At 64.1% G+C, this 20,980-nt stretch carries 23 protein-coding genes; 6 read left to right on the plus strand and 17 right to left on the minus strand.

Annotation, left to right across the window (positions count from 1 at the left end; translation table 11 throughout):
* Positions 1-35: 35 nt before the first annotated feature.
* The 4 genes from tesB to trxA all read right to left on the minus strand — a co-directional run bounded on the left by tesB (position 36) and on the right by trxA (position 3,139).
* Positions 36-950: an acyl-CoA thioesterase II gene (tesB, locus tag CR492_RS06865; RefSeq protein WP_180982457.1), complete on the minus strand. Its 915-nt coding sequence runs from the start codon at positions 948-950 to the stop codon at positions 36-38.
* A 207-nt stretch (positions 951-1,157) separates the two neighbouring features.
* Positions 1,158-1,367 (minus strand): Trm112 family protein, encoded by a 210-nt coding sequence (locus CR492_RS06870; RefSeq protein ID WP_012590878.1) that lies wholly within the window; start codon positions 1,365-1,367, stop codon positions 1,158-1,160.
* A 74-nt stretch (positions 1,368-1,441) separates the two neighbouring features.
* Positions 1,442-2,101: an LON peptidase substrate-binding domain-containing protein gene (locus CR492_RS06875; protein ID WP_102843079.1), complete on the minus strand. Its 660-nt coding sequence runs from the start codon at positions 2,099-2,101 to the stop codon at positions 1,442-1,444.
* Between the two features lie 117 nt (positions 2,102-2,218).
* Positions 2,219-3,139: a thioredoxin gene (gene trxA, locus CR492_RS06880; RefSeq protein WP_102843005.1), complete on the minus strand. Its 921-nt coding sequence runs from the start codon at positions 3,137-3,139 to the stop codon at positions 2,219-2,221.
* A gap of 344 nt (positions 3,140-3,483) precedes the next feature.
* On the opposite strand from trxA, the gene CR492_RS06885 reads away from it, so the two are divergent.
* A complete protein-coding gene (locus CR492_RS06885) occupies positions 3,484-4,491 on the plus strand; it encodes a metallophosphoesterase (protein ID WP_245411997.1) in 1,008 nt (335 codons plus the stop codon).
* 197 nt (positions 4,492-4,688) lie between these two features.
* Positions 4,689-4,934 (plus strand): hypothetical protein, encoded by a 246-nt coding sequence (locus CR492_RS06890; protein ID WP_102843007.1) that lies wholly within the window; start codon positions 4,689-4,691, stop codon positions 4,932-4,934.
* Between the two features lie 118 nt (positions 4,935-5,052).
* On the opposite strand, the gene CR492_RS06895 is transcribed toward CR492_RS06890, so the two are convergent.
* From CR492_RS06895 to CR492_RS06920, 7 genes are all read right to left on the minus strand, one after another.
* A complete protein-coding gene (locus CR492_RS06895; RefSeq protein ID WP_102843008.1) occupies positions 5,053-5,541 on the minus strand; it encodes a CDP-archaeol synthase in 489 nt (162 codons plus the stop codon).
* Between the two features lie 67 nt (positions 5,542-5,608).
* Positions 5,609-6,523: an N-acetyl-gamma-glutamyl-phosphate reductase gene (gene argC / locus CR492_RS06900; protein ID WP_102843009.1), complete on the minus strand. Its 915-nt coding sequence runs from the start codon at positions 6,521-6,523 to the stop codon at positions 5,609-5,611.
* A 244-nt stretch (positions 6,524-6,767) separates the two neighbouring features.
* Positions 6,768-7,439 carry a TetR/AcrR family transcriptional regulator gene (locus CR492_RS06905; protein WP_180982458.1) on the minus strand — a complete coding sequence of 224 codons (672 nt, stop codon included), beginning with the start codon at positions 7,437-7,439 and terminating at the stop codon, positions 6,768-6,770.
* Positions 7,436-8,131: a hypothetical protein gene (locus CR492_RS20730; protein ID WP_180982459.1), complete on the minus strand. Its 696-nt coding sequence runs from the start codon at positions 8,129-8,131 to the stop codon at positions 7,436-7,438. The genes CR492_RS06905 and CR492_RS20730 overlap by 4 nt, the downstream gene beginning before the upstream one ends.
* A gap of 205 nt (positions 8,132-8,336) precedes the next feature.
* Positions 8,337-8,816 (minus strand): 30S ribosomal protein S9, encoded by a 480-nt coding sequence (gene rpsI, locus CR492_RS06910; protein ID WP_102843011.1) that lies wholly within the window; start codon positions 8,814-8,816, stop codon positions 8,337-8,339.
* A 2-nt stretch (positions 8,817-8,818) separates the two neighbouring features.
* The gene (rplM, locus tag CR492_RS06915) at positions 8,819-9,289 is read right to left on the minus strand and encodes a 50S ribosomal protein L13 (protein ID WP_102843012.1); all 471 of its coding nucleotides are present in this window, start codon (positions 9,287-9,289) and stop codon (positions 8,819-8,821) included.
* A 193-nt stretch (positions 9,290-9,482) separates the two neighbouring features.
* Complete coding sequence (locus CR492_RS06920; protein ID WP_102843013.1) at positions 9,483-9,911, minus strand: cupin domain-containing protein; 429 nt, start codon at positions 9,909-9,911, stop codon at positions 9,483-9,485.
* Between the two features lie 71 nt (positions 9,912-9,982).
* Between CR492_RS06920 and CR492_RS06925 the strand changes: the two genes are divergently transcribed.
* Positions 9,983-10,426 (plus strand): CoA-binding protein, encoded by a 444-nt coding sequence (locus CR492_RS06925; protein WP_102843014.1) that lies wholly within the window; start codon positions 9,983-9,985, stop codon positions 10,424-10,426.
* Between the two features lie 2 nt (positions 10,427-10,428).
* Here CR492_RS06925 and CR492_RS06930 read toward each other — a convergent pair whose 3' ends face one another.
* Complete coding sequence (locus tag CR492_RS06930; RefSeq protein WP_102843080.1) at positions 10,429-11,508, minus strand: COX15/CtaA family protein; 1,080 nt, start codon at positions 11,506-11,508, stop codon at positions 10,429-10,431.
* 204 nt (positions 11,509-11,712) lie between these two features.
* Between CR492_RS06930 and CR492_RS06935 the strand changes: the two genes are divergently transcribed.
* Positions 11,713-11,922, plus strand: coding sequence for a DUF2842 domain-containing protein (locus CR492_RS06935; RefSeq protein ID WP_102843015.1), 210 nt, complete (start codon positions 11,713-11,715; stop codon positions 11,920-11,922).
* 3 nt (positions 11,923-11,925) lie between these two features.
* On the opposite strand, the gene CR492_RS06940 is transcribed toward CR492_RS06935, so the two are convergent.
* From CR492_RS06940 to CR492_RS06960, 5 genes are all read right to left on the minus strand, one after another.
* Positions 11,926-13,359, minus strand: coding sequence for a hypothetical protein (locus tag CR492_RS06940; protein WP_102843016.1), 1,434 nt, complete (start codon positions 13,357-13,359; stop codon positions 11,926-11,928).
* 87 nt (positions 13,360-13,446) lie between these two features.
* Positions 13,447-14,403 carry a bifunctional 5,10-methylenetetrahydrofolate dehydrogenase/5,10-methenyltetrahydrofolate cyclohydrolase gene (locus CR492_RS06945; protein ID WP_102843081.1) on the minus strand — a complete coding sequence of 319 codons (957 nt, stop codon included), beginning with the start codon at positions 14,401-14,403 and terminating at the stop codon, positions 13,447-13,449.
* Between the two features lie 201 nt (positions 14,404-14,604).
* Positions 14,605-16,755 carry a transglycosylase SLT domain-containing protein gene (locus tag CR492_RS06950; RefSeq protein ID WP_102843017.1) on the minus strand — a complete coding sequence of 717 codons (2,151 nt, stop codon included), beginning with the start codon at positions 16,753-16,755 and terminating at the stop codon, positions 14,605-14,607.
* A 133-nt stretch (positions 16,756-16,888) separates the two neighbouring features.
* Positions 16,889-17,767, minus strand: a complete 879-nt coding sequence (locus CR492_RS06955; protein ID WP_102843018.1) for an aldose epimerase — start codon at positions 17,765-17,767, stop codon at positions 16,889-16,891.
* Between the two features lie 66 nt (positions 17,768-17,833).
* Positions 17,834-18,064 carry a hypothetical protein gene (locus CR492_RS06960; RefSeq protein ID WP_102843019.1) on the minus strand — a complete coding sequence of 77 codons (231 nt, stop codon included), beginning with the start codon at positions 18,062-18,064 and terminating at the stop codon, positions 17,834-17,836.
* On the opposite strand from CR492_RS06960, the gene CR492_RS06965 reads away from it, so the two are divergent.
* Both CR492_RS06965 and CR492_RS06970 read left to right on the plus strand, forming a co-directional pair.
* Positions 18,063-18,422, plus strand: a complete 360-nt coding sequence (locus CR492_RS06965) for a DUF2147 domain-containing protein (protein ID WP_102843020.1) — start codon at positions 18,063-18,065, stop codon at positions 18,420-18,422. The two genes, CR492_RS06960 and CR492_RS06965, sit on opposite strands and share 2 nt — an antisense overlap.
* Before the next feature lie 161 nt (positions 18,423-18,583).
* Complete coding sequence (locus tag CR492_RS06970; RefSeq protein WP_102843082.1) at positions 18,584-20,962, plus strand: sensor histidine kinase; 2,379 nt, start codon at positions 18,584-18,586, stop codon at positions 20,960-20,962.
* Positions 20,963-20,980: the final 18 nt, after the last annotated feature.

Here is a 20,980-nt window from a genome sequence, read left to right on the forward strand (position 1 = left end):
TATCAAATAATATCAATCGTCCTGCCTCATGGCCATCATGGTCTTGGCCGCATAAGGCCTTCCTGCATGGTCGAGGCCACGAGGCGCCCGTCCCTCGAATAGATCAGCCCCCGAGTCAGCCCCCGCGCTCCGCTGGAATTCGGGCTGTCCTGCACGTAGAGCAGCCACTCATCGGCGCGAAAAGGTCTGTGAAACCAGAGAGCGTGGTCGATGCTGGCCACCTGCAGGGTCGGCTCGAAGACGAAATGGCCGTGAGCGATCAGCGCGGTGTCGAGCAGGGTCATATCGGAGAGATAGGCGAGGACGGCGCGATGGATCGCCGGATCATCCGGCAGGGGCGCGGCGGCGCGCAGCCAGATGTTCTGCGTCGGCGCGCCGGGCTCGCGGCGCATATAGCGAGAGGGATCGACGGGACGCGTCTCGATCGGACGCGAGCTGGCGAACCAGCGCCGGATCGCGTCCGGCAGCTGCGCGCCAAAGGTCTCGAGCATCTCGGCTTCGCTCGGCAGCGATTCCGGCGCAGGCGCGTCGGGCATGGCGAAGGCATGCTCCAGCCCGTCCTCCTCGATCTGGAAAGACGCAGAGAGCGAAAAGATGGGCCGGCCGTGCTGGATCGCAACGCATCGGCGCGTCGCAAAGCTGGAGCCGTCGCGCAGCCGCTCGACTTCATAAACGATCCGCGCCTGCGGATCTCCCGGCAACAAAAAATAGCAATGGAGAGAGTGCGGCGCGCGGCCCCGCACAGTGCGGGAAGCGGCGACGAGGGCCTGCGCGACGACGAGACCGCCGAAGACGCGCTGCCAGCCGACCTGCGGGCTGCGGCCGCGGAAAATATTCTGCTCGATCGTCTCGAGGTCGAGGATCGTCAAAAGTTCGTCAACCGCCTCCGCGGGCGAAGAGGCTCGTTCGGCCTCTTTTGCCGCCGACGGGGTCTTGCGCGCATCGGTCATGTCGCGTGGCGATCCTCTTGCGTGATCTCGAAGAAGGCGGCCTGGAGGGCGCCCCGCATCGCCGGGGCAACGGATAAGCAATGCGCGCCTTGACCGACGCCAACGCGCTTCTTCAGTCCAGCCGGAGCCGACCGACGCGCGCCGGGGCCGACGGAAGATCGCGGCGTTGGCGCAGGCCGGCGGAGGCCGGTTCGCCAATCCGGCGCCTCAATCCTGCAGCGGCCGCGCCTCTTCGGGCAGCATGATCGGGATGCCGTCGCGGATCGGATAGGCGAGCTTGGCGGCGCGGGAAATCAGCTCCTGATTTTCGGCGTCATATTCGAGCGTCGTCTTGGTGCGCGGACAGACCAGGATCTCGAGCAGGCGCGGATCGACCCGCGGGGCGTCGGCGGCGGGTTTTGCGGGCGTATCGGTCATCGGGCGTCAATCCTTTGCAAACTTCGGCGCGCAGCCGGCCGGAAAAGTCCTCGCTCCGGCGTCGCGCTCCAGGCCTATTGCAGCGTATTTTCAGCGTTCTTGCCGCGCGCGAGCTCGATTTCCGTGATCGCCACCAGCACGTCGGCGCGGCCCTTGAGATCGGTCGCTTCGAGCAGGGCCTGTTTTTCCCGCGGCCCGAAGGGGCTCATCATCGCCAGCGCGTTGACGAGGGCCTCATTGGGCGCCTCATTGATGCTGTCCCAATCGAGCTGGAGCTCATTGCTCTCGGCAAAGCTGCGCAGGGTGCGCAAGAGCCCGTCGCGATCGACCATTTCCTCCCCGGCGCGTGGGCTGAAATCGATCGAGAACGGCGCATAATCGACGCGAGCCTGCCGGTAGGGCGTCAGGGCGTCGATTTCCTCGATGATCTTAAACCGGGCGACGCCCGTCAGGGTCAAGAGATAGCGGCCGTCGCCGGTTTCCGCGAGCTGGGTGATGCGGCCGACGCAGCCGACCTGAAACAGCGCCTCGCTCTTTTTCGCCTCGGGGTTCGGCTGGATCATGCCGACCAGACGATTGCCCTTCAGGGCGTCGTCGACCATGGCCATATAGCGCGGCTCGAAAATGTTGAGCGGCAATTGTCCGCGCGGCAACAGCAGCGCCTTGGCGAGCGGAAAGATCGGCAGCGAGGGCGGCAAGTCGTCGGGGCCGCCGTAAACGTGGTTGATGCCCATCGTCAGCTCCTCCGCTCCGCCAAAGCCCGCCGATTGATCCATTGCCGCTGTTCCGTCCACTCGCGCATGATCGCTTTATACATTATGGCCGCCGCAACGCCTAAAGCCTGCGCTCGATCAGGAAAACAGCAGCGTCGACAATTTTTTGCGCGCGCCGATGGTCGCGGGATCAGCCGGTCCCCAAGCCTCGAAGAATTGCAGCAACTGCTTGCGCGCGCCATCCTCACTCCAGGCGCGATCGCGCCTGATGATGTCGAGCAGCGCCGCCGCCGCCTCCTCGCGCTTGTTGTGGGCGTTAAGGCCAACCGCATAATCGAACTTCGCCTGATAATCTTGCGGGTCGGCGTCAACTTTGCGCTTGATGTCGACGAGATCGCCAAGGGCGCCCGCCTGTTCGGCAAGTTCAAGGGCGGCTCTTGCCGCCCCGACGCCGGGATGCTTTTCCGCTCCCGCAGGAGCGGCGTCGAGCAATTCGCGCGCAAGCTCGAGGTCGCCGGCCTTGACATGAAGCCTTGCAAAACCAGCAAGCGCGTCAAGGTCAGCCGGGTTTTCAGCAAGAATCGCGGCGAACAATTCGGCGGCTGCGGCGGGGTCGCCCTCGGTGACAAAAGCCTCGGCCTCGGCGAGGAGGTCCGCCGTTCCGCCGATCGGGCCGACCAAGCGCTCGACAAAGCCGCGCACATCGGATTCCGGCAGAGCGCCCATGAAGCCGTCGATCGGCTGCGAGCGCTGGAATGCGATCACCGCCGGAATCGAGCGAACGCCGAGTCGCCCGGCGATCTCGGGATGTTCGTCGATGTTCATCTTGACGAGCTTGACCTTGCCGGCCGCCGCCTGAACCACTTTTTCGAGGATCGGCGTCAGCTGCTTACAGGGGCCGCACCATGGCGCCCAGAAATCGACCAGAACCGGCTGACGCGCGGATTCGGCAATGACGTCAGCGCCAAAGCTCGCCGTGCTCGTATCCTTGACGAGCGAGGCAGCCGCCGCCTGATCCGGCTTGGCTTCGTTAGCGCTGAGGCCGTATAGTCCCGCCATGTGCAGCTCTCCCTCGACGCTGGCGCCTCAAATCTCAAATCCGTCTCTCATTAAAGCGTGACGGTCGGGATGTCGCGGGAAAAACTGCCGCGCGAAGTTGCGGCTCGAGTTCTTCGCGCGAAGGCATATAAGGAACTCTCGCCGAACGGCGGTATTCGATTTTTGAAGTCATGCTTCAGGCAAAATGCGCTTTGGCGCCGATATCGCAATTTTGACCGCCGCTGATCCCTAAGTTTGATGAAATCGGCGCGGCCGCGGGAGAGTGAGCCATTCGGCTTCTTCAAGTTCAGCTGCTTTAGATCCGAATGCTTCAGTTCCAGGATGCTTCAAATCAAGGAACGCGCTTGTCCCAGCCTCTTGATCCGCCCCGGCGCGCACAGTCCGAGGCGCCGGAAAAATCCCCTTCCGATATGTCCGACTTCACCGTGGCCCGCCGCCTCGAAAAACGGCTCGGCCCGGTTTATGCGCGGCAAAGGATTGGCATCGAGGAAGATCACGAGGCGCAGGCCTTCGGCCAGGGGCTCAATTTCTTTCACATCGAGAACTGGTATTCCGTCCACGCCATGATGCGCCTCGCGCTTCGGCTGAGCGGGACCTACGGACGCGGCCAGCGCAACGCCGCCAAGGTCGAGCTACGCCGCAACGAGATCGTCTCGCGCCGGTTGCCGGCCGCTTTCGACGGCTTCACCTTGCTCCATCTCAGCGACCTGCATGTGGAGATGAGCGCGGCCGCCATGCTGCGGACCGCCGAACTCGTCGAAGGCCTTGACTACGATGTCTGCGTCCTGACCGGCGACTATCGGGCGCGAACCTTTGGCGGCTTCAAAACGACGCTGGACGGAATGGCTCCCTTGCTCGGCCGGCTGAAGCAGCCGGTCTATGGCGTGCTCGGCAATCACGACACGATCAAAATGACCCCCGCCCTCGAGGATCTCGGGGTCAGGATGCTTCTCAACGAATCCGTCCGCATCGAACGCGACGGCGCGGCGATCCACATCGGCGGCATCGACGACGCCCATTTCTTCCGGGTCGACAATATCGAGAAAGTCGCCGCCGATATTCCTTTCGAGGATTTCTCGCTGCTTTTGTCGCATACGCCGGAAATCTATCGCCAGGCGGCGCATGCGGGCTTTGACGCCATCCTGTCCGGCCATACGCATGGCGGCCAGATCTGCCTGCCCGGCGGATTTCCGCTTACGCTTGATTCCGTTCTGCCGCGCGCCTTCGGCGCGGGCGCCTGGAAATACAATGAGATGAGCGGCTATACCTCGACCGGAGCGGGATCGAGCGTGCTGCCGGTGAGGTTCAACTGCCCGCCGGAGATCACACTGCACCGGCTACGGGGCGGGTAAAACGGATCGGCCGAAACGTCGCCTTTCCGACAAACCGACAAAAGGCCGCCCTGCGGCGCGCCTCGTCGTCTCAAAAAAAGTTTATTTAAACAATAGCTTACAGTCTCCCCCTCGGCGCGGCAAGAAGTTTGCTGTGGGCGGGCGCGGGCGGCCTAGCGCAAGCCCTCGCGTCAGCATTATTGCGCGGGAGAGGCGGCATGTCCGGGAGTTCAGGGTATTTTGTGGATTGGGGCGGCAACACGCGCAGCACCGATGATCCGGGCGGCGGCTATCACTGCGACGTCGACCTGCCCGCCCGCTATGTCGCCGTCTTGTCGAAGAACGGCGCGCTAGTGCATGAAGCCACGCTCTACAAGACGCTGGCCGATGTCGAGAAGGCGGGGATCAAGGCGCCCCTGGTTCCGGGCTCTCATCCCTGGGGCAGCTCCAGCGAGGGACTTTGACGGCATGTCCCAGTCCGACGTGCTGGACGCTGTCGCCCCCGCGCCGAGCCGGTCGGATCCAGACTATTTTGCTCACGCGTTTGAATTTAGAGCGTTTTCTTTTCAAAAGGAACGAGCTCTAATAAGGCCGCTCCCTGATCTTCAGGGTGAACAGCGCGCGCGAGAGCAAGAGCGCGCCGACCCAGAAGATGAAGGCGGCGACCAGCACGTCGACGAAGCTCAGCCCCAATGCGCTTTTGCAAACAATCAGCGGCAACAGGCTTTCTGGGGCCTGATCGATGCCGGGCGCCATTCCCTGCGCCGGCAGCTGCAGCCGGCGCTTGATGAAACTTGAGAAAATATCGCCAGTCATGGCCGCGGACGCCGCCAGCGCGCCGACGCGCCAGTCGACGCCTATTGCCGGCGCGACAAGCGTCGTCGCTATGAGACTGGCGATGACGCCACGAAAAGTCTTGGAGGAGCCCAGCAGCCGCGCCCCGTCGCTAAACCTTGCATGAAGGTCGAGCGGGGCGTTCCCCCACAGGCCAAGGACACGGCTGGCCAGGATCGGCGCGCCGTTGGCGACGAAAACCAGAATCAGGGCCTGGGCGATCGGCGCGATGCTCATCACATTTCTCCTGCCGCTGCGCGGCAGATTTTGTGAGGCAACGCTTTTATGTGGCCAAGGGTTCCGGTCAGGCCCCGAGCATCAGTCCGAGGTTTTGCATCGCCGCGCCGGACGCCCCTTTGCCAAGATTGTCGAGCCGAGCGACCAACACCAGCTGACGCCGCGCCTCATTGATGAAAACCCTGACCTCGAGATTGTTGGTTTCGTTCAAAATCTCCGGCTCAATTTTGCCGGAGGCCTCCGCCGGCGCGACGCGTACGAATTGCGCCCCGGCGTAATGGGCGCCTAGCGCCGCCTCGAAATCGGCGCCGTGAGGCTTGCCCGGCAGCGCGTCGAGAAACAGCGGGATCGACACCAGCATCCCTTGCGCGAAATTGCCGACCGAGGGGACAAAAATCGGCCGCTGCGTCAGCCCGGAATATTTTTCGATCTCCGGCACATGCTTATGTTCGAGGCCGAGCGCATAGAGTTCGAAAGCGGGCGCTGCGCCTTTCTCATAATCGGCGATCATCGCCTTGCCGCCGCCGCTGTAGCCCGACACCGCATTGATGGCGATCGGCCAATCTGCGGGAACGAGCCCCGCGTCGATGAGCGGGCGCAGCAAAGCGATCGCGCCGGTCGCATAGCATCCGGGATTTGAGATGCGCCTTCCCTGACCGATCGCCTGCGCCTGGCCTTTCGCCAATTCGGGAAAGCCATAGGTCCAGCCGGGAGCGACGCGATGCGCCGTCGATGCGTCGAGCACGCGCGGACCGGCTGATCCCAGCGTCTCGACGATGGCGACGGTTTCGCGCGCAGCGTCGTCGGGAAGGCAGAGAATGACCACATCCACGCCGGCGAGCAGCTTTGACTTGGCGTCGCGATCCTTGCGCAGCTCGGGCGGAAGGCTTTTCAGCTCGATCCCCGGCTCGGAGGCAAGCCGCGTCTTGATGCCAAGGCCGGTGGTGCCGGCTTCCCCGTCGATGAAAATTGTCCCGTGCATGACCCGCCGCACCCTTTTCAAGTCCCGCCTGCGAAGGCCCGCACTTATAGCAGACCCTGCCATTTGCGACTGCAGTTAGCACGCCCGGATCTTGATAGGGTCATGCCGGGACTGACCCGGACATTCTGTCACGCAGATAGTGGTTTGGATGGCCGGTTCAATCCCCGGTCAGATCGGGGAACGGTCAGAACGCAGGGCGAGACGCTCCGTGTGCGGAACTGAGGTCATCCCGCTCGCTAGCCATTCAGGCCATTTGTGCCTCGGCATAATACGAACTCGCCTCGGGGGCGGTGGTTCGTGCGTTGAGCCCGGCGACCGCCATACGGCCGACGTCAGCCGCCAGTTGCTCGATGAAATGGCGGTCGATGGTGAGGTTCAACGGCGGTTTTGACAGCAGGTCGTAATGGCGGATGAAGGGAGCGACCTGGTGGGTCAGCCAGATCGTCGCGATGGTGATTTCCGCGCGTGCGGCGCCGGCCGGCAGGAAGCGGCGCACGATCTTTTCGGCCTGGTCCAGCATCGGCAGTTTCGCGCTGGCGATAAAATCAAGATAGATCGGCGTGGGCGTCGGCGCCAGGGTCTCCCAGGCCAGGATGCGCAGATAGCGGCTGAGCTGGTCATGCTTTTCGAGCGCCGTCACCTGCTGGCGAATGAACAATTGGACCGCCTCTTCGCGGCCGACGCGGTCAACCGTCGCCTCATCAAGGAGCGAGGCCTCGCGCAGCGCCGCGAAGGCGAGACGCAAAACCTCGCGATAAAGCGCCTCTTTGCCGCCAAAATGATAGTTGATCGCCGCCTGATTGACCTCCGCGCGCCGGGTGATCTCGCGCACCGCGGCGCGCTCGAAGCCGTTTTCTGCGAAAGCACAGGCAGCGTGATCGAGCAGCGCCTGGCGGGTCAAATCGGCGTTTCTCAAGATTTCGGCTTCTTCATGAAGGACGTCACCGAATCGGCGACGGAAGCCATGCCGTCGACCACGCGCTTGTCGGAAGCGGAGACAAGACCGCCGATTCCGGCGCCGAGCCAGACGCCGCCGTCGACCATGCGCTGATGGGAGGCAGTGACGAAATCGCCGATGCCAGAGACGAGCCCGCCGCCATATTTCAAGGGATTGAGCCAATCGGCCCAATCCGGGGAAGCGGGCGCGGCGGCAGGCGCCGGATTGGCGGGCGCTTTCGGAATATCGCCCAGCGCATTGCTCCGGACGCCGCCCGGCGCATTGACCTGAACATAGGCGGCGACGCGGTCCTTGCCGGCGTGCGGACGGTCCAGCTGGGCGGCGCGGCGGCGCGGCGGCAGCGGAGCGACCGCGTCAGTTGCGGGCTCGCCCGCCGCTTCAAGCGCCGCAGCCCTTGGCGCTACGATATGAGAAAGCGCGACGCGCTCCAGAAAATCGGCGGTCGCATCGCCTGATTCGTTCCGCTCCAGGGCGGGGACGGCGGCGACGCGCAGAGCGACCGGCGCGAAGGCGGGCTTGGGCTTCGTCAGATCCGAAACAATCATCATGACAAGCAGCGTCGAGAAGACCGACACAAGCACCTCGGCGACCAGCTTTTGCGTCACGGCGTGCAGGCCATTGCGTAGCATCACTGGGATCGGCGTGGGCATCGGGGCCTCCTGCGCTAATTCAAACGTCTGTTTGAACTTCCCGCCTGTTGGAGGCGAAATTATGTCGCAGCGCGGCCCTCGACGCGTCGACTGTGGATCACACAATTCCAACCAAAGCCCAAAAACAAAACCCCGCCAAAAATGGCGGGGTTTGTCAGTCCGAGGGCGGCGCCGAGGCCGCCCCCATCGTTGAAATCCAAAAACCTTAGCGCTTCGAGAACTGGAAGCTGCGGCGGGCTTTCTTCTTGCCATATTTCTTGCGCTCGACCACGCGCGAGTCGCGGGTCAAAAAGCCTTCTTTCTTGAGCACGCCGCGCAGCTCCGGCTCAAAGGCGACGAGCGCCTTGGAGAGGCCGTGGCGGACCGCGCCCGCCTGCCCCGACAGACCGCCGCCGGCGACGGTGACGGTCAAATCATACTGGTCGACGCGCTTTGCGACGCCGAGCGGTTGCTGCAAAATCATGCGCAGCACAGGGCGGGCGAAATAAACCTCGACAGCCCGGCCGTTGACGACGACCTTGCCGGAGCCCGGCTTGATCCAGACGCGGGCGACAGCGTCCTTGCGCTTGCCGGTCGCGTAGGCGCGGCCCTGCGCATCGAGCTTTTGCACATAATGCGGCGCTTCCTGCGTCGGGGCGGCCGTGGCGCTCTTCAGATCCTGGAGCGAATTAATAGTCTCGGCCATGATCAGGCAATCCTCGAATTCTTGCTATTCAGGCTGGCGATGTCGAGCGTTTCCGGCTGCTGCGCCGCGTGCGGATGCTCCGCGCCCTTGTAAACCCTGAGGTTGCCCATCTGCTTGCGTCCAAGCGGCCCGCGCGGGACCATGCGCTCGACGGCCTTCTCGAGCACGCGCTCGGGGAAACGGCCGTCAAGGATGAACTTCGCCGTCCGCTCCTTGATGCCGCCCGGATAGCCGGTGTGGTGGTAATAGACCTTCTGCTCGCGCTTGCGCCCGGTGAAGACCACCTTCTCGGCGTTGATGATGATGATGTTGTCGCCATCATCCATATGCGGCGTGAAAGTCGGTTTGTGCTTTCCGCGAAGCCGCATGGCCACAAGCGACGCCAGCCTGCCGACAACGAGGCCGGTGGCGTCGATCAGGACCCACTTCTTGGTGATGTCCGCCGGCTTGGCGGAATAGGTCTTGCCGAACATTGGTTTCAAATTCCATGCAATCTGAGCCGCGCGGAGTCTGTCCGCTGCGGTCGCGTCGCGCTTTTAGGTTTTCCGGGGCCGCGCGTCAAGCGTCTTTGAAGCTGACAGCCGCCAAAACTAGCTGATAGATCATATGTTTGTATAAAGAGGTAAAATAATACCACACCGTAATGCGGTGGAGGCCGCGTTTTCCTCACGCCGGTTGGGCGCGGACGAAGGATTCAGCAGATCCCTCCTCCGGATTGACGAAAATAATGTCTTTGGGATCGCGGCGCGGCGCATCCACGGCGAAGAAGACGACCGGCCCTTCGAGAATATCTGGCAGCGCGTGGATCGTGCGGCGCTTGAAGAACAGGAGCTGACCCGGCGCGAACTCGCGGAGATCGGACGTCGCGCCCATCCAGAACGTGCCGCGGCCGGAAAGAACATAGAGATATTCGTCCGAGCCTTCATGATAATGGGCCGGCGTCCCACGATAGACGCGGAACACACGCGCGCTCGATCCAGGCTCATTTGTCAGATAGCGGTCGAGCAGCAGCGTGTCGGCGCTCGGTGGAAAGGACCGGGCGATTTCGTTCAGATCGAAGCGCCCGAAGGCGCTGCTATCGGTATTGACGTCCATGCGCTGTCTCCAGTTGAAGCGATTCGGCGGCCAAAGGATTATGTGGAGCGGGCAAGATTTGAGGATATTTCATGACCAGCAACGTCCCTTCCCTGTCCGGCGATGAGATCAGGGCGATCCTGCACAAAGTGAAGACGATCGCCGTCGTCGGCGCCTCGGCCAATCCGGATCGCCCGTCCTATGAGGTCGCGGCCTTCCTTTTATCGCGCGGCTATGAGGTCACCGCCGTCAACCCTGGACTCGCCGGCCAGACCCTGCTCGGAGCGCCCGTCGTCGCAAGCCTCAAGGATCTCGCCGCGCCGGTCGATATGGTGGATATTTTCCGCAATTCGGCGGCGGCCCGCGAGGTCGTGACGGAGATATTGGCGCTGAATTGGCGTCCGTCCGTGATCTGGATGCAGCTTGGCGTCGTCAACGAGACTGCCGCCGCCCTAGCGCGGGCGCAGGGGATCATGGTGATCATGAATCGCTGCCCGAAAATCGATTATATCCAGCTTGGGCTCGACCAGGCCTAATCTCATCGCTCCTGATGCAGCGCCTGCGCATGCGCCGTGGCCATGCCGAGCACGATCATCGCAAAGCCCTGATGCAGCAGCCCGGCCCACAGCGGCACGGCGAGCAAAAGCGTCGTGATCCCGATGATCGCCTGCGCCGCGACAAGTCCGGCCAGCGCCAGGGCGCGCCGGCTGGCGGCGCTCCGGCCCGCGACCACGCCGGTATAAACAGCCTGCGCAAGAGCGAACGCCAGCAGCGCATAGGCGGCCATCCGGTGCTGAAACTGCACAGTCAGAAGATTGTCGACAAAATTGCGCCAAAGCGGCGCCTCCGCCGTCAATTGATCGAGTGGCGGAATGAACCTTCCGTCCATCAAGGGCCAGCTATTATAGGCGCGTCCGGCGCGAAGCCCCGCGACGAGCGCGCCGAGCCCAATCTGAGCCAGGGCGGCCACGACGAAGACGAGGGCGACGCCGAACAGGCGGCGCGGCGGCGCCGGAACCGCGGGTGGGCGTGAATTGAGCGACGCCGCCAGCCAGACCAGAATGGCGAAGGTCATGCTCGCCAGCAGAAGATGAAGCGCAAGCCGCTCCTGCGCCACCTCGGCGCGGTCGACGAGGCCGGATTTCACCATCCACCAGCCCACAAAACCCTGGAGCCCGCCCAGCGCGAGCACGCCAACGAGCTTTGGCTTGAGCGCGGACGGCAGCATGCCCTTCGCCCAGAAGAAAACCATCGGCAGGAACGTCGCGAGCCCGATCAGCCGGCCGAGCAGCCGGTGGCTCCATTCGAAGAAAAAGATAAATCTGAACCCGGCGAGGTCCATGTCGGGAAAGACCTGCGCATATTGCGGGATTTTCTTGTAATTCTCGAATTCGGCCTGCCAGTCGGCCTGCGAAAGCGGCGGGATCACGCCGCTCAAGGGCTTCCATTGCGTGATGGAAAGGCCGGATTCCGTCAGCCGCGTCGCGCCGCCAACGAGGACCATCAAAAACACCAGCGCGGCGAGGGTCCAGAGCCAGACGGCGACAACTGGAGCGGTTGGCCCAGTCCGAACGTCGAACGCCGAGGGCGTCGCAATCGGATCGTAAACCCAAGTCATGTCGGACCTTTCATCGCTCTCCTTGCAACGTTGAACGCGCATGAAACGCTTGTTGCGGGACAGGGCGCGGATTAAGAGCGGGACGGCGATCATTTCCGTGCGCCGCGCGCCTTTGGGCGCGACGCCGAAAATCTGATCTGATCTATCGCCGCATTAGCGCGAAGTCCACGCGACGGGCCGGAACGAGAGGTTAAAGACACGCGCATGCGAATGCGGACGCGCAAATTCATCGGGGCGATCGTGATGACGGCGTTTGTCGTTCTCTACGCGCTGATCGCCATGGCTCTGGCGCAGGCCCGGCCGATACAGGAGGCGGCGCCCGCGGTCCAGATCATCTGCTATGCGGCGCTGGGCCTTGCCTGGGTGCTGCCGTTGATGCCGCTCATCCGCTGGATGCAGAAGCCCGACCGCTGAAGCTCAGGCGGCGTCAAGGCTGAGGCCGCGCGGCGACGATTTTTTCGGCGCGCCGATGACGAGCACGTTCTTCGCCCGCCAGCCGGCGAGATTGGCGCCGGAGCCGACGATCACCGCCTCGCGCGGCTCGGCCGCGGCCGTCAGCACGACGAAATCGGCCTCTGCCGAAAGCGCTCGAATAATATCCTCCTCTCCAAGCGCCGAGACCGTCAGCCAGATAAAATCATAGGCGCCTTCCAGCGCCTGCAAGATAATGGACAGATCTGCTCCAGGCGCTGCCGCTTGCGCCGAGACGCCCTGCCGACCGCACGGCAAAAAATGCAGGCGCGAGCTCGGGTCGCGGCGAATGACTTCGGCGAAGGACGCCTCCCCCGACATAAGCTCCGAGAGGCCCGGCCCCTGCTCCTCCTGCTCGGTCCCGGCCGGGGCCGTCAATCCGGCGAGATCGATCATGATCGAACGTCCTTCAGCGTCGAGCAGCCGCGCCAGGGCGACGAGAACTTCGGTCGAACCGCCGGCGTCGAGCCGCGCGCCCAGAATGCGGATCGCCCCCGACGGCCTGCGTGCAGCGAGAATGCGCGCCGCCGCTTCCTCGAGCGCGTCGGCGTTCTGAGCTTCTGCGCGCCGCCCGGCCGCGTCCCGCCCGATCGAGGATTGCACGCCGGGAGCCTCTTTGAGACGCAGAAATACGCCGCGTTCTCCGATCGCGCGCGGCGGCGCCGGCGCGTCCTCGATGCGGCTCGAGGGCCGCCTCATCAGAGCGCAGCCCGTCCCGACGGCGAGAGCCGCGGCGGCGCCAATCGCGGCGAGGAGGCTGGGGGATGGAAAGACCGGCTGCTCCGGCGGGCGCGCCGGAGCAATCACCCGCGCCGCAATCTGCGAAGTTTCGGCGCCCGCTTCGACAAATAGAGCGGCGACGCGATTGGCCGCGCGCGCGGAAAAATCGGCGTCATCGGAGCGGAAGGAGATCGTGACGATTCGATCGCGATCCGAGGCCTTGACGCTGAGACGGTCCCGAAACGCCGCCAGGGCGCGCTCATCGGCGCGCGGGCGGCCTTCGTCACTGGGTGCGCCAAGAAACAGCAAGGCGCGCGCCGCCGCCATCAGAGCCCCCTGCCCGGACAATTCCGGCCTTATTTCGGCGCCGAGCGATTTCATGGCGCGCCGCGCTAGATCGCCCGAGCCGAGCAGCGCCTCGCCCTGGGTCAGAGCCTGACGGTTCAGGACATCATCCGGCCGCGCCTCAACAGCCGCGACGAAAATCCGGGCTTCAGCCTGATATTGCGGGGTTGCGGCCAAGAAGAAAGCGACGATCGCGAGCGGCCCGCTCAGCGCCGCTGCAAACAGCGCCGCCCGCCGGGCGGCCGCTTCCTGACGCAGCGCCGCAAACCAGTTGCGGCGTTCATCCTGCGGCTCTTCCCAGTCCAGCCAATGCATCGGTCGGCTCCGAGACCCAACGCCTGCATGAGACGCCCTTTATGGTTTCGGAGTCGTTAACGGCTGACGCCAGCTTGTAGCGGCCCGTTAATGCCCGGACTTGCGTCCGGAGATTTGCAATGCGGCCTTCAGCGTATTGCTCATCAGCATGGCGATGGTCATCGGCCCGACGCCGCCCGGCACCGGCGTAATTGCCGCGGCCGTATCGAGCGATTCGGCGAAAGCGACGTCGCCGACAAGCCGCGTCTTGGATTTGGCGGCGGGGTCCGTCGCCGGAACGCGGTTGATGCCGACGTCGATCACGATCGCGCCCGGCTTGATCCAATCGCCCTTGATCATCTCGGGGCGGCCGACCGCCGCGATCAGCACATCGGCGCGCCGCACGACGGCCGGCAGATCGCGCGTGCGCGAATGCGCGATGGTGACGGTGGCGTTCTGGGCGAGCAGCAGTTGCGCGATCGGCTTGCCGACGAGATTGGAGCGTCCGACGACGACCGCTTCCGCGCCTTGCAGCTTGAAATTCAGCGCGGCCGCCGCTTTCTGCAACAAAATCATACTGCCGGCCGGGGTGCAGGGGATCAGGGCGCGCTCGATATCGCCAATCGCGAGCAGGCCGGAATTGATCGGATGCAGCCCGTCGACGTCTTTTTCGGGCGCGATCGATTCGATGATGCGGGTCGCGTCCGCGCCATTTGGCAACGGCAGCTGCAGCAGGATGCCGTGGATTTTCGGGTCGGCGTTCAGTTGCTGGATGACCGCCAGAATTTCGGCTTCGGTCGCTTCGGTCGGAAGGTCATGCTGCACGGAATGGAAGCCGCAAGCCTTCGCCGCCTTGCCCTTCGCGCCAACATAGACCTGGCTCGCAGGGTCGGCGCCGACAAGAATAACGGCGAGACCTGGCTGCAATCCGCCAAGGCCGCGCACCTTTTCGGTGATGTCCGCGAGCACTTCCTCCGATCCGCGCTTGCCGTCGATCAGGAGCGCCTTGCCGCTCGATGGGCGCAGGACGCCGGTCTCAGGGGTCGACAGTTGGGCGACGGACATGGGTAACCTCCAGCCTGGTTTCTTGGTCTGTTCGAAATTGGCGCCCAAGCGGTTTCGCGCGCGCCGTCGCGTTCTTCGAGTGGGCGAAGCTTGCGTGAAAATAGGGAGCGCTGCTGCGAACGGATAGCAAAATAATTTTGGCCGCCGCCAAGATTAATTTGCCAACGCCGGAGCCCAAGCTCCGGCGCGCTCGCCTTGCGGCTACGTCACGGCGAGAGGGGCGCCCGCGCCGGCAGCGGCGACGAGCTCTTCGTCAGTCTTGTCATCCGGGATGATGTCGAGCAATTGGGCGACTTCAAAATGCATCCCATCGGGCCGCGATCTGAAATGCCCGCCCCAATAGAAGCCGAATTTATTCGCGATGGGGACGAGATCGCGCACCGATCCCCGCTGACCCTTCAGCGCCGGGCGCGCCTTCAGCGGATTGAACCGCGCATTGATATCGAACGCCGTGCCGAAGGCGTGATTGCTGAGGGTGGTCGTGCTGCCGCGAATGAAGCGCGGATTATAGGCGCCGTCGAATGTCAGCACCTCATCGAGCAGGCCCTGCTTTTCCCATTCGAGCCAGAGCGCCGTCAGCTGCGCAGCGGCGAGCCTGTGGAACTGCATTTTGAGCGGGCCCGGCTTGCCCAGAACGGAGCGCAGCGGGATGGCCACCGTCACAATATTGCGGGCCGCCCAATCATTGGTGACCCTGATATGCTCGGGATCGCCAGGCTGTGGCGCAGGCGCGAAGGTGAAGACCCCGAACAGCTTTTGCCTGTCGGCGATGCTGCTGAGCGGCGCAAAAGGCGGCGGCGGCGGAAAGTCTTGTCCCGACGCGTCAACTGGCCTGGACGGCGCTGCGGCGCCCGCCGTGACCGGAGCGGCCGGGCGGTCCGAAAGCTCATCGGCAAAGCTCGGGGTCGCGCCGGCGCCGCTCCATCCGTCGGCGTCCGAGACGCGCATGCAGTCAGAAAAGAAGGCGACATATTTATCGATGTGATGGCCCGTGCCGGTCGGATAGCAGAGCAGCTTCCAGCGGTTGGCGGGCGCTTCGTCGCGCCGGATCGAGCCGGCATTGTAGGCGGCGGCGACGAGCGGCGGATCGAAATGCGTCGAACCCCTTTGCTCGGCGATATAGGCTGTCCCGGCGTTGATCGAAACAGCGGGATCCAGCAGATCGTCGGCTGTCAGGGTCGGGCGGCGCAGCGCGCCGCGGGCGGTGCCGACGAGGGTTTGCATCAGGCCGACGCTTTGGTCGTTGATCTTCGGTTCAAACCGGCGCGCCGTGGGATCGCCGCCGCTTTCCGTTGCGATGGTCGCCACGATGAGTTCGACCGGAACGCCATATTTTTGCGCCGCCGCGGCGCAGGGCGCGCCGAAATTCGTCCAGATCTTGCGCACCGTCGAAGGCTCGCCCGGCGTGCCCATGGCCGCCGCGCCGTCGATCGAGACGCCGGACGCCGTCAGCGCCCATGAGACGCCGTCGGCAAAATGCCGATGCGGCGTCGTCAGCTCGGCCATGGTTTCCTTGACGACGCCGGGTCGCGTTGGCGTCACCGGCCGTGTCGGCTGCTGTTCGAGGCTCGGGGCGGGGTGCGGCGTGAGAGGGCCAGCCCCGGCCGGCGCGAGGCCGCCCTGAGCCGGCGTCTGGCCAGGCGCCGCGCGGCTCGGCGGGGCCACCGCGCCGCCCGGCGCCCCGATTTGCGCCGCTCCGGGCGATCCGCCGCCGATCGGGGGCGGCGCGGCGTCTGGCGCGAGCGAAGGCGCAGGCCCGGCCGAAATCGCCTGCGCGCCCTGAAGTTCGAGCATGCGATCCTTGCCGCGCGAACCAAGCGAGGAGCCGAGCCAGAAATTCATCACCGTAGCGAAGGCGGCGGCGAGCGCGCCGATCAATATGTTGATGATCTGCAGGAAATTTTGGTCGGGATTGGCGAGCCCCACCGCCTTGCCAAACGTCAGTAGCGTCAACAGCGCCAAAAATCCGATGACCACCATGAAAGAGATGACGGTCGGCGTCCATTGCATCAGCGGGCTTGAGGCCGCGAGCGCCTCGGCGAAGCGCCGTGCGCCGGCCGTGCTTTCATTGGCGAGCACGTCCGCCTTCAGATCCGCTTCGCGCTGATTTTGCGCGTCCTGAAAGGCGGCCTGCTGGGCGGAGAAGGCGATTTGCGCCAGCTCGGCCTGAAGATCCGCCTTGATCTTCGGATCCTCCATGACGATCTTCGTCGCTTCTTCTGGCGAATCCGTCTTGGTGATCTTGGTCACCGCATCGGCGACCTTCTGTCCGATCTGGCCGGCCTTGTCTCCCGAAAACAGCTGTAACAGTTGGGGGACCAGTTGAATCGCGAGCCCGATGAGCGGGTTCATGGCGGCTCCCTCCTAAAAATCAAACTATTCTTGAATTATAACTCGCCTTCGCCGCTGTGTCGGCGGCGATCGCGGCCTGCATCCTTATGATTTCCTTAAATTCTTTGGGCGCGATCCTTGATGGCGCTATAGCTCAAGCCTTTTGCGGCGCAGTAAAAGTATAGCGCGCGACATGATGAGCGATTGCGCCCGGCTCAAGCATTCGCATCGACGGCTTCTCGGCAAGCTCGCCGCAAAACCCTTCCGGATCGCCATAACCGGTCCAAGATTCAATCGACAGAAACGGCGCCGCCGGCCTCGACCACAGCGCGACATGCGGAAAATTCGATGTCTCGACCTTGATCGCCGCGCCGTCCGGCCCCTCGAAACTCAGGCTGCGGCTGCGCGCATTCAGAAAACAGAGCGCCTCCGCGGCAAAAAGATCGGGCGAGAGCGGTAGCTTGCGGCCTTGCAGCGGAATGGGGCGATGCTCGGCGCAGATCAGCCCTCGCGGCGAAATCTTCGGCGCGAAGGGTTCTTCCTCGGCGGCGAACATGATGGCGTAGTCGGCAGCTGATCCGCCTGCAAACGGCCAGCGGAAGCCCGGATGCAGGCCGCAGGCGTAAGGCATCGGCCGGCCGCCTCTGTTCTTTACGGTGAGGCCGACTGCAAAAGCCGTTTCGAACAAGGCGTAATTGACGCCGAGCCAGAAATCGAACGGATAGACCGCCAGCGTTTCGGCGCTGCTCGACAGAGTGAGCCTTGCGCGCTGCGCGCTCGTCGTGCTCGACGAAAAGCGCATCCGGCTGGCGAAGCCGTGCACGCCGACTGGATAGGCCTGTCCGTCGACGCGGATTTCCGCGCCGCGCGTCCAGCCGACGAGCGGGAACAAAAGCGGCGACGTCGCGTCCCATATCGCCGGCGCCTTTTCCCATAAGAGCTGGGTTCCGCCGACGCTCCACTGCGTCGCCTCCGCGCCGCGCAAGGCGATCGTCGCCCTGGCCGAGCCGACGGCAAGTTCAATCGCACCCATCGAAAACCGGTTCTCCCCCAGCCGGCGCGGAACCGGCGCGCTAGCGCGCTGATTAGCCGGATGGACTCATTCGGTCGATACGAAATGTTCCAGATTCAACAGCTTGAACATATCCTTGTCAGCCAGATTCAGGCAACTCGAGCGGAATTGACTGGAGCAGAGGCGTGCGGGCCGTGCGCAGAGGGATGCGCGCTCATCGTCCAATTTTGGCGGCGCAGCATCGATGTGCGCAATCTCACAGGCGCGGCGGGCAATGGGCGCCACGGTCACTTCCAATGACTTGGGGAGAGCCGTCATGAACCAACTAGCCGCTGCCGCCGCCGCCGTGATCGCCGCGCTGAGTTCGCCGGCCGTGGCGAGCCCCGCTGGGGAATGGCGCATCGCCGACGGCACCGCCAATGTCGCGATCCGCTCCTGCGGCGCCAATTTTTGCGGCTTTGTGTCCTGGGCCAAGGATTCCGACATGATCGGCAAGCCGGTGCTGATCAGCATGAAGCCCAATGGCGATGTCTGGGCGGGCTCGATCGTCAATGCGCGGGACGGCCAAAAATATGTCGGCCGCATGTCGCTACGCGGCGAGCAGGTGCTGAAGGTCGAGGGCTGCGTTCTCGGCGGCATGATCTGCGGCGGCCAGCAATGGTCACGCTTGAAGTAACCGCGTTGAAACCAGGCGGCCCGGCCTGGCGCTTTCGCTTTGGCGCCGCGAAGCAAACGCGCTAAATCTGATTGCGGCGATCGCCTGACGTCAATCGCCTGATAGGAATCGCCGGATTTGGATCGGCCGCGCTCTGGCGCCGAACGCGGGATAAACGACATTTGAAGACGGCTTTGGCAGAGTCTCCCCGGGACCTGTTGCAGGCCCTGTTCCGGCAGAAAAGCCTGTTTGGAAAATACATTTCCTATTTCGTCGGCCTCGTCGCCTTCGTGCTGACGATCAGCAGCGCCGTCGATGTCTGGATCACCTATCGCGACACGAAGAACATACTTTTGCACGCGCAGGGCGAAAAGGCCGATGCCGCGGCGCGGCGGGTCGAGCAGTTCATGGCCGAACTCGAACGTCAGATCAGCTGGGCGACCAGAGCCAGCGTCGCGAGCCCCGAACAGCGCATGGAGGATTATCGTCGCATTCTTGCGAATACGCCGGCAATCGCCGAGATCGCCCAGATCGACGGCGCCGGCAAGGAGATCGCGACGCTGTCGCGCGACGGCGGCGCGATTCACACGGGCGACGACTGGACGCTGACCGCGGCCGCGCGCGAGGCGCGCCAGGACGGCGCCTGGTTCGGCCCCGTCGTGTTCGCCTCGACCGGGCCGCGCATGCAGATCGTCATGGCCCATTCCGGCAATGCCGCCGGCTTCACCGTCGCCGAATTCGAGCTGAAATATCTCTCCGACATCCTGAACGGCATTCAGGCAGGACCGGGGATTTCGGCCTACCTCACGACCAATGAGGGCAGGCTCATCGCCCATACCGATACGAGCCTCGTCGGCAAAAACCTCGACATGTCGAAGCTGCCGCAGGTGCATGCGCTGAACCAGGCCGGCGCCCCGCTCGACATCGGCTCCGACCTCGACGGACAATCGGTGCTGTCGGCGGCGGCGACGGTGCCGCATATGAAATGGCTGCTGTTTGTCGAGCAGCCGGTCACGCAAGCCTTCGGGCCTGTCGTCTCGCTGCTCATCCGGCTCGCCTGGCTGTTTGGACTCGGCCTCATCTTATGCATTTGCGCCGGCGTTCTCCTGGCGCGCCGGATGACCGTGCCGATCCGCGCCGTGCAGGAAGGCGCCTCGCGCCTCGCCTCGGGCGATTTCGATCATCCGATCGAGGTCCACACCGGCGATGAGGTCGAGGTGCTCGCCGATGAATTCAACCGCATGGCGGCGCAGCTGCGCGAATTCTACGCGCGGCTCGAACAGAAAGTCGACGACCGCACCCGCGACCTCGCCCAATCGGTGCAGGAGCTGAAGGCGCTCGAAGAGATCGGCCGCGCGCTCGCCGCCTCGCTCGACCTCAGCCTGGTGCTGCAGACGGCGCTGACGCGAGCCGTCGAGCTCGCGGAAGCCGACGGCGGCGCCATTTACACCTTCGACCGCGAGCGTGGCGCCTTCCATCTCGCCGAGGCGCATGGGCTCGATCCATCCTTCGTCGCGGCGCTGCGCGAGGTCAAACTGACTCGGCTCGACGGACTCCTCGGCGAAGTCGCGGAGCACGGCCGCACGGTGCAGGCGCCGGAGATCGCCGACTGCCCCGGCTTTCCGCTGCGCGCAGCGACCATCGCCGCTGGATTTCGCTCGGCTCTCGTCGTGCCGCTCGTCGCGCCGGACGGCGTGCTCGGCGCCCTTGTCGTGGAAAGCAGCCGGCCCGGCCCGTTTCCCGCCAACAAGGTCAGCCTGATGCAGGCCTTCGCGCATCAATCCGTGCTCGCCATGCGCAATGCGCGCCTTTTCCGCAAGGTCGAGGAGAACGGCCGCCAGCTCGCCATCGCGAGCGAGCATAAATCGCGCTTCTTCGCCAATATGAGCCATGAATTGCGCACCCCGCTGAACGCCATCCTCGGCTATGCCGAGTTGCTGCGCGACGGGCTTTACGGCGAACTGCCCGACCGCGCGAAATCGGTGCTGGAGCGCGTCGAAAGCAATGGCGCCCATCTGCTCGGCCTCATCAACGACGTGCTCGATCTCTCGAAACTCGAAGCCGGCGAGCTCTCGCTGGTGCTCGATGAATATTCGATGCGCAACATCGTCGAGCAGGCAATCGGGGCGACTTTCTCGCTCGCGCAGGCCAAGGGTCTGCGGATTGAACAGTCGATCGAGGATCCGATGCCGCTTGGGCGCGGCGACGAACGGCGGCTGACCCAGGTCCTGATCAACATCCTGAGCAATGCGATCAAATTCACCGACGAGGGCTTTGTCGCAATCAAGGCGCAAACCCTCGCCGACATGTTCGAGATCGTCGTGACCGACACGGGGCCCGGCATACCGCCCGAGGATCAGACGCGAATCTTCGAGGCCTTTCAGCAGGGCGACAACACCTCGACGCGGCTGAAAGGCGGCACCGGGCTTGGCCTTTCGATCAGCCGGCGCTTCGTCGAAATGCACGGCGGCGCGATCAGCGTCGCCTCGAAACCTGGCGAAGGATCGAGCTTCACGATCCTCGTCCCGATCCGCGTCGAACGGCAGAAGGCCGCCGCATGAAGCTCACACAAAGGATCA

Source organism: Methylocella silvestris (genome assembly GCF_002891535.1).
Lineage (GTDB): Bacteria > Pseudomonadota > Alphaproteobacteria > Rhizobiales > Beijerinckiaceae > Methylocapsa > Methylocapsa silvestris_A.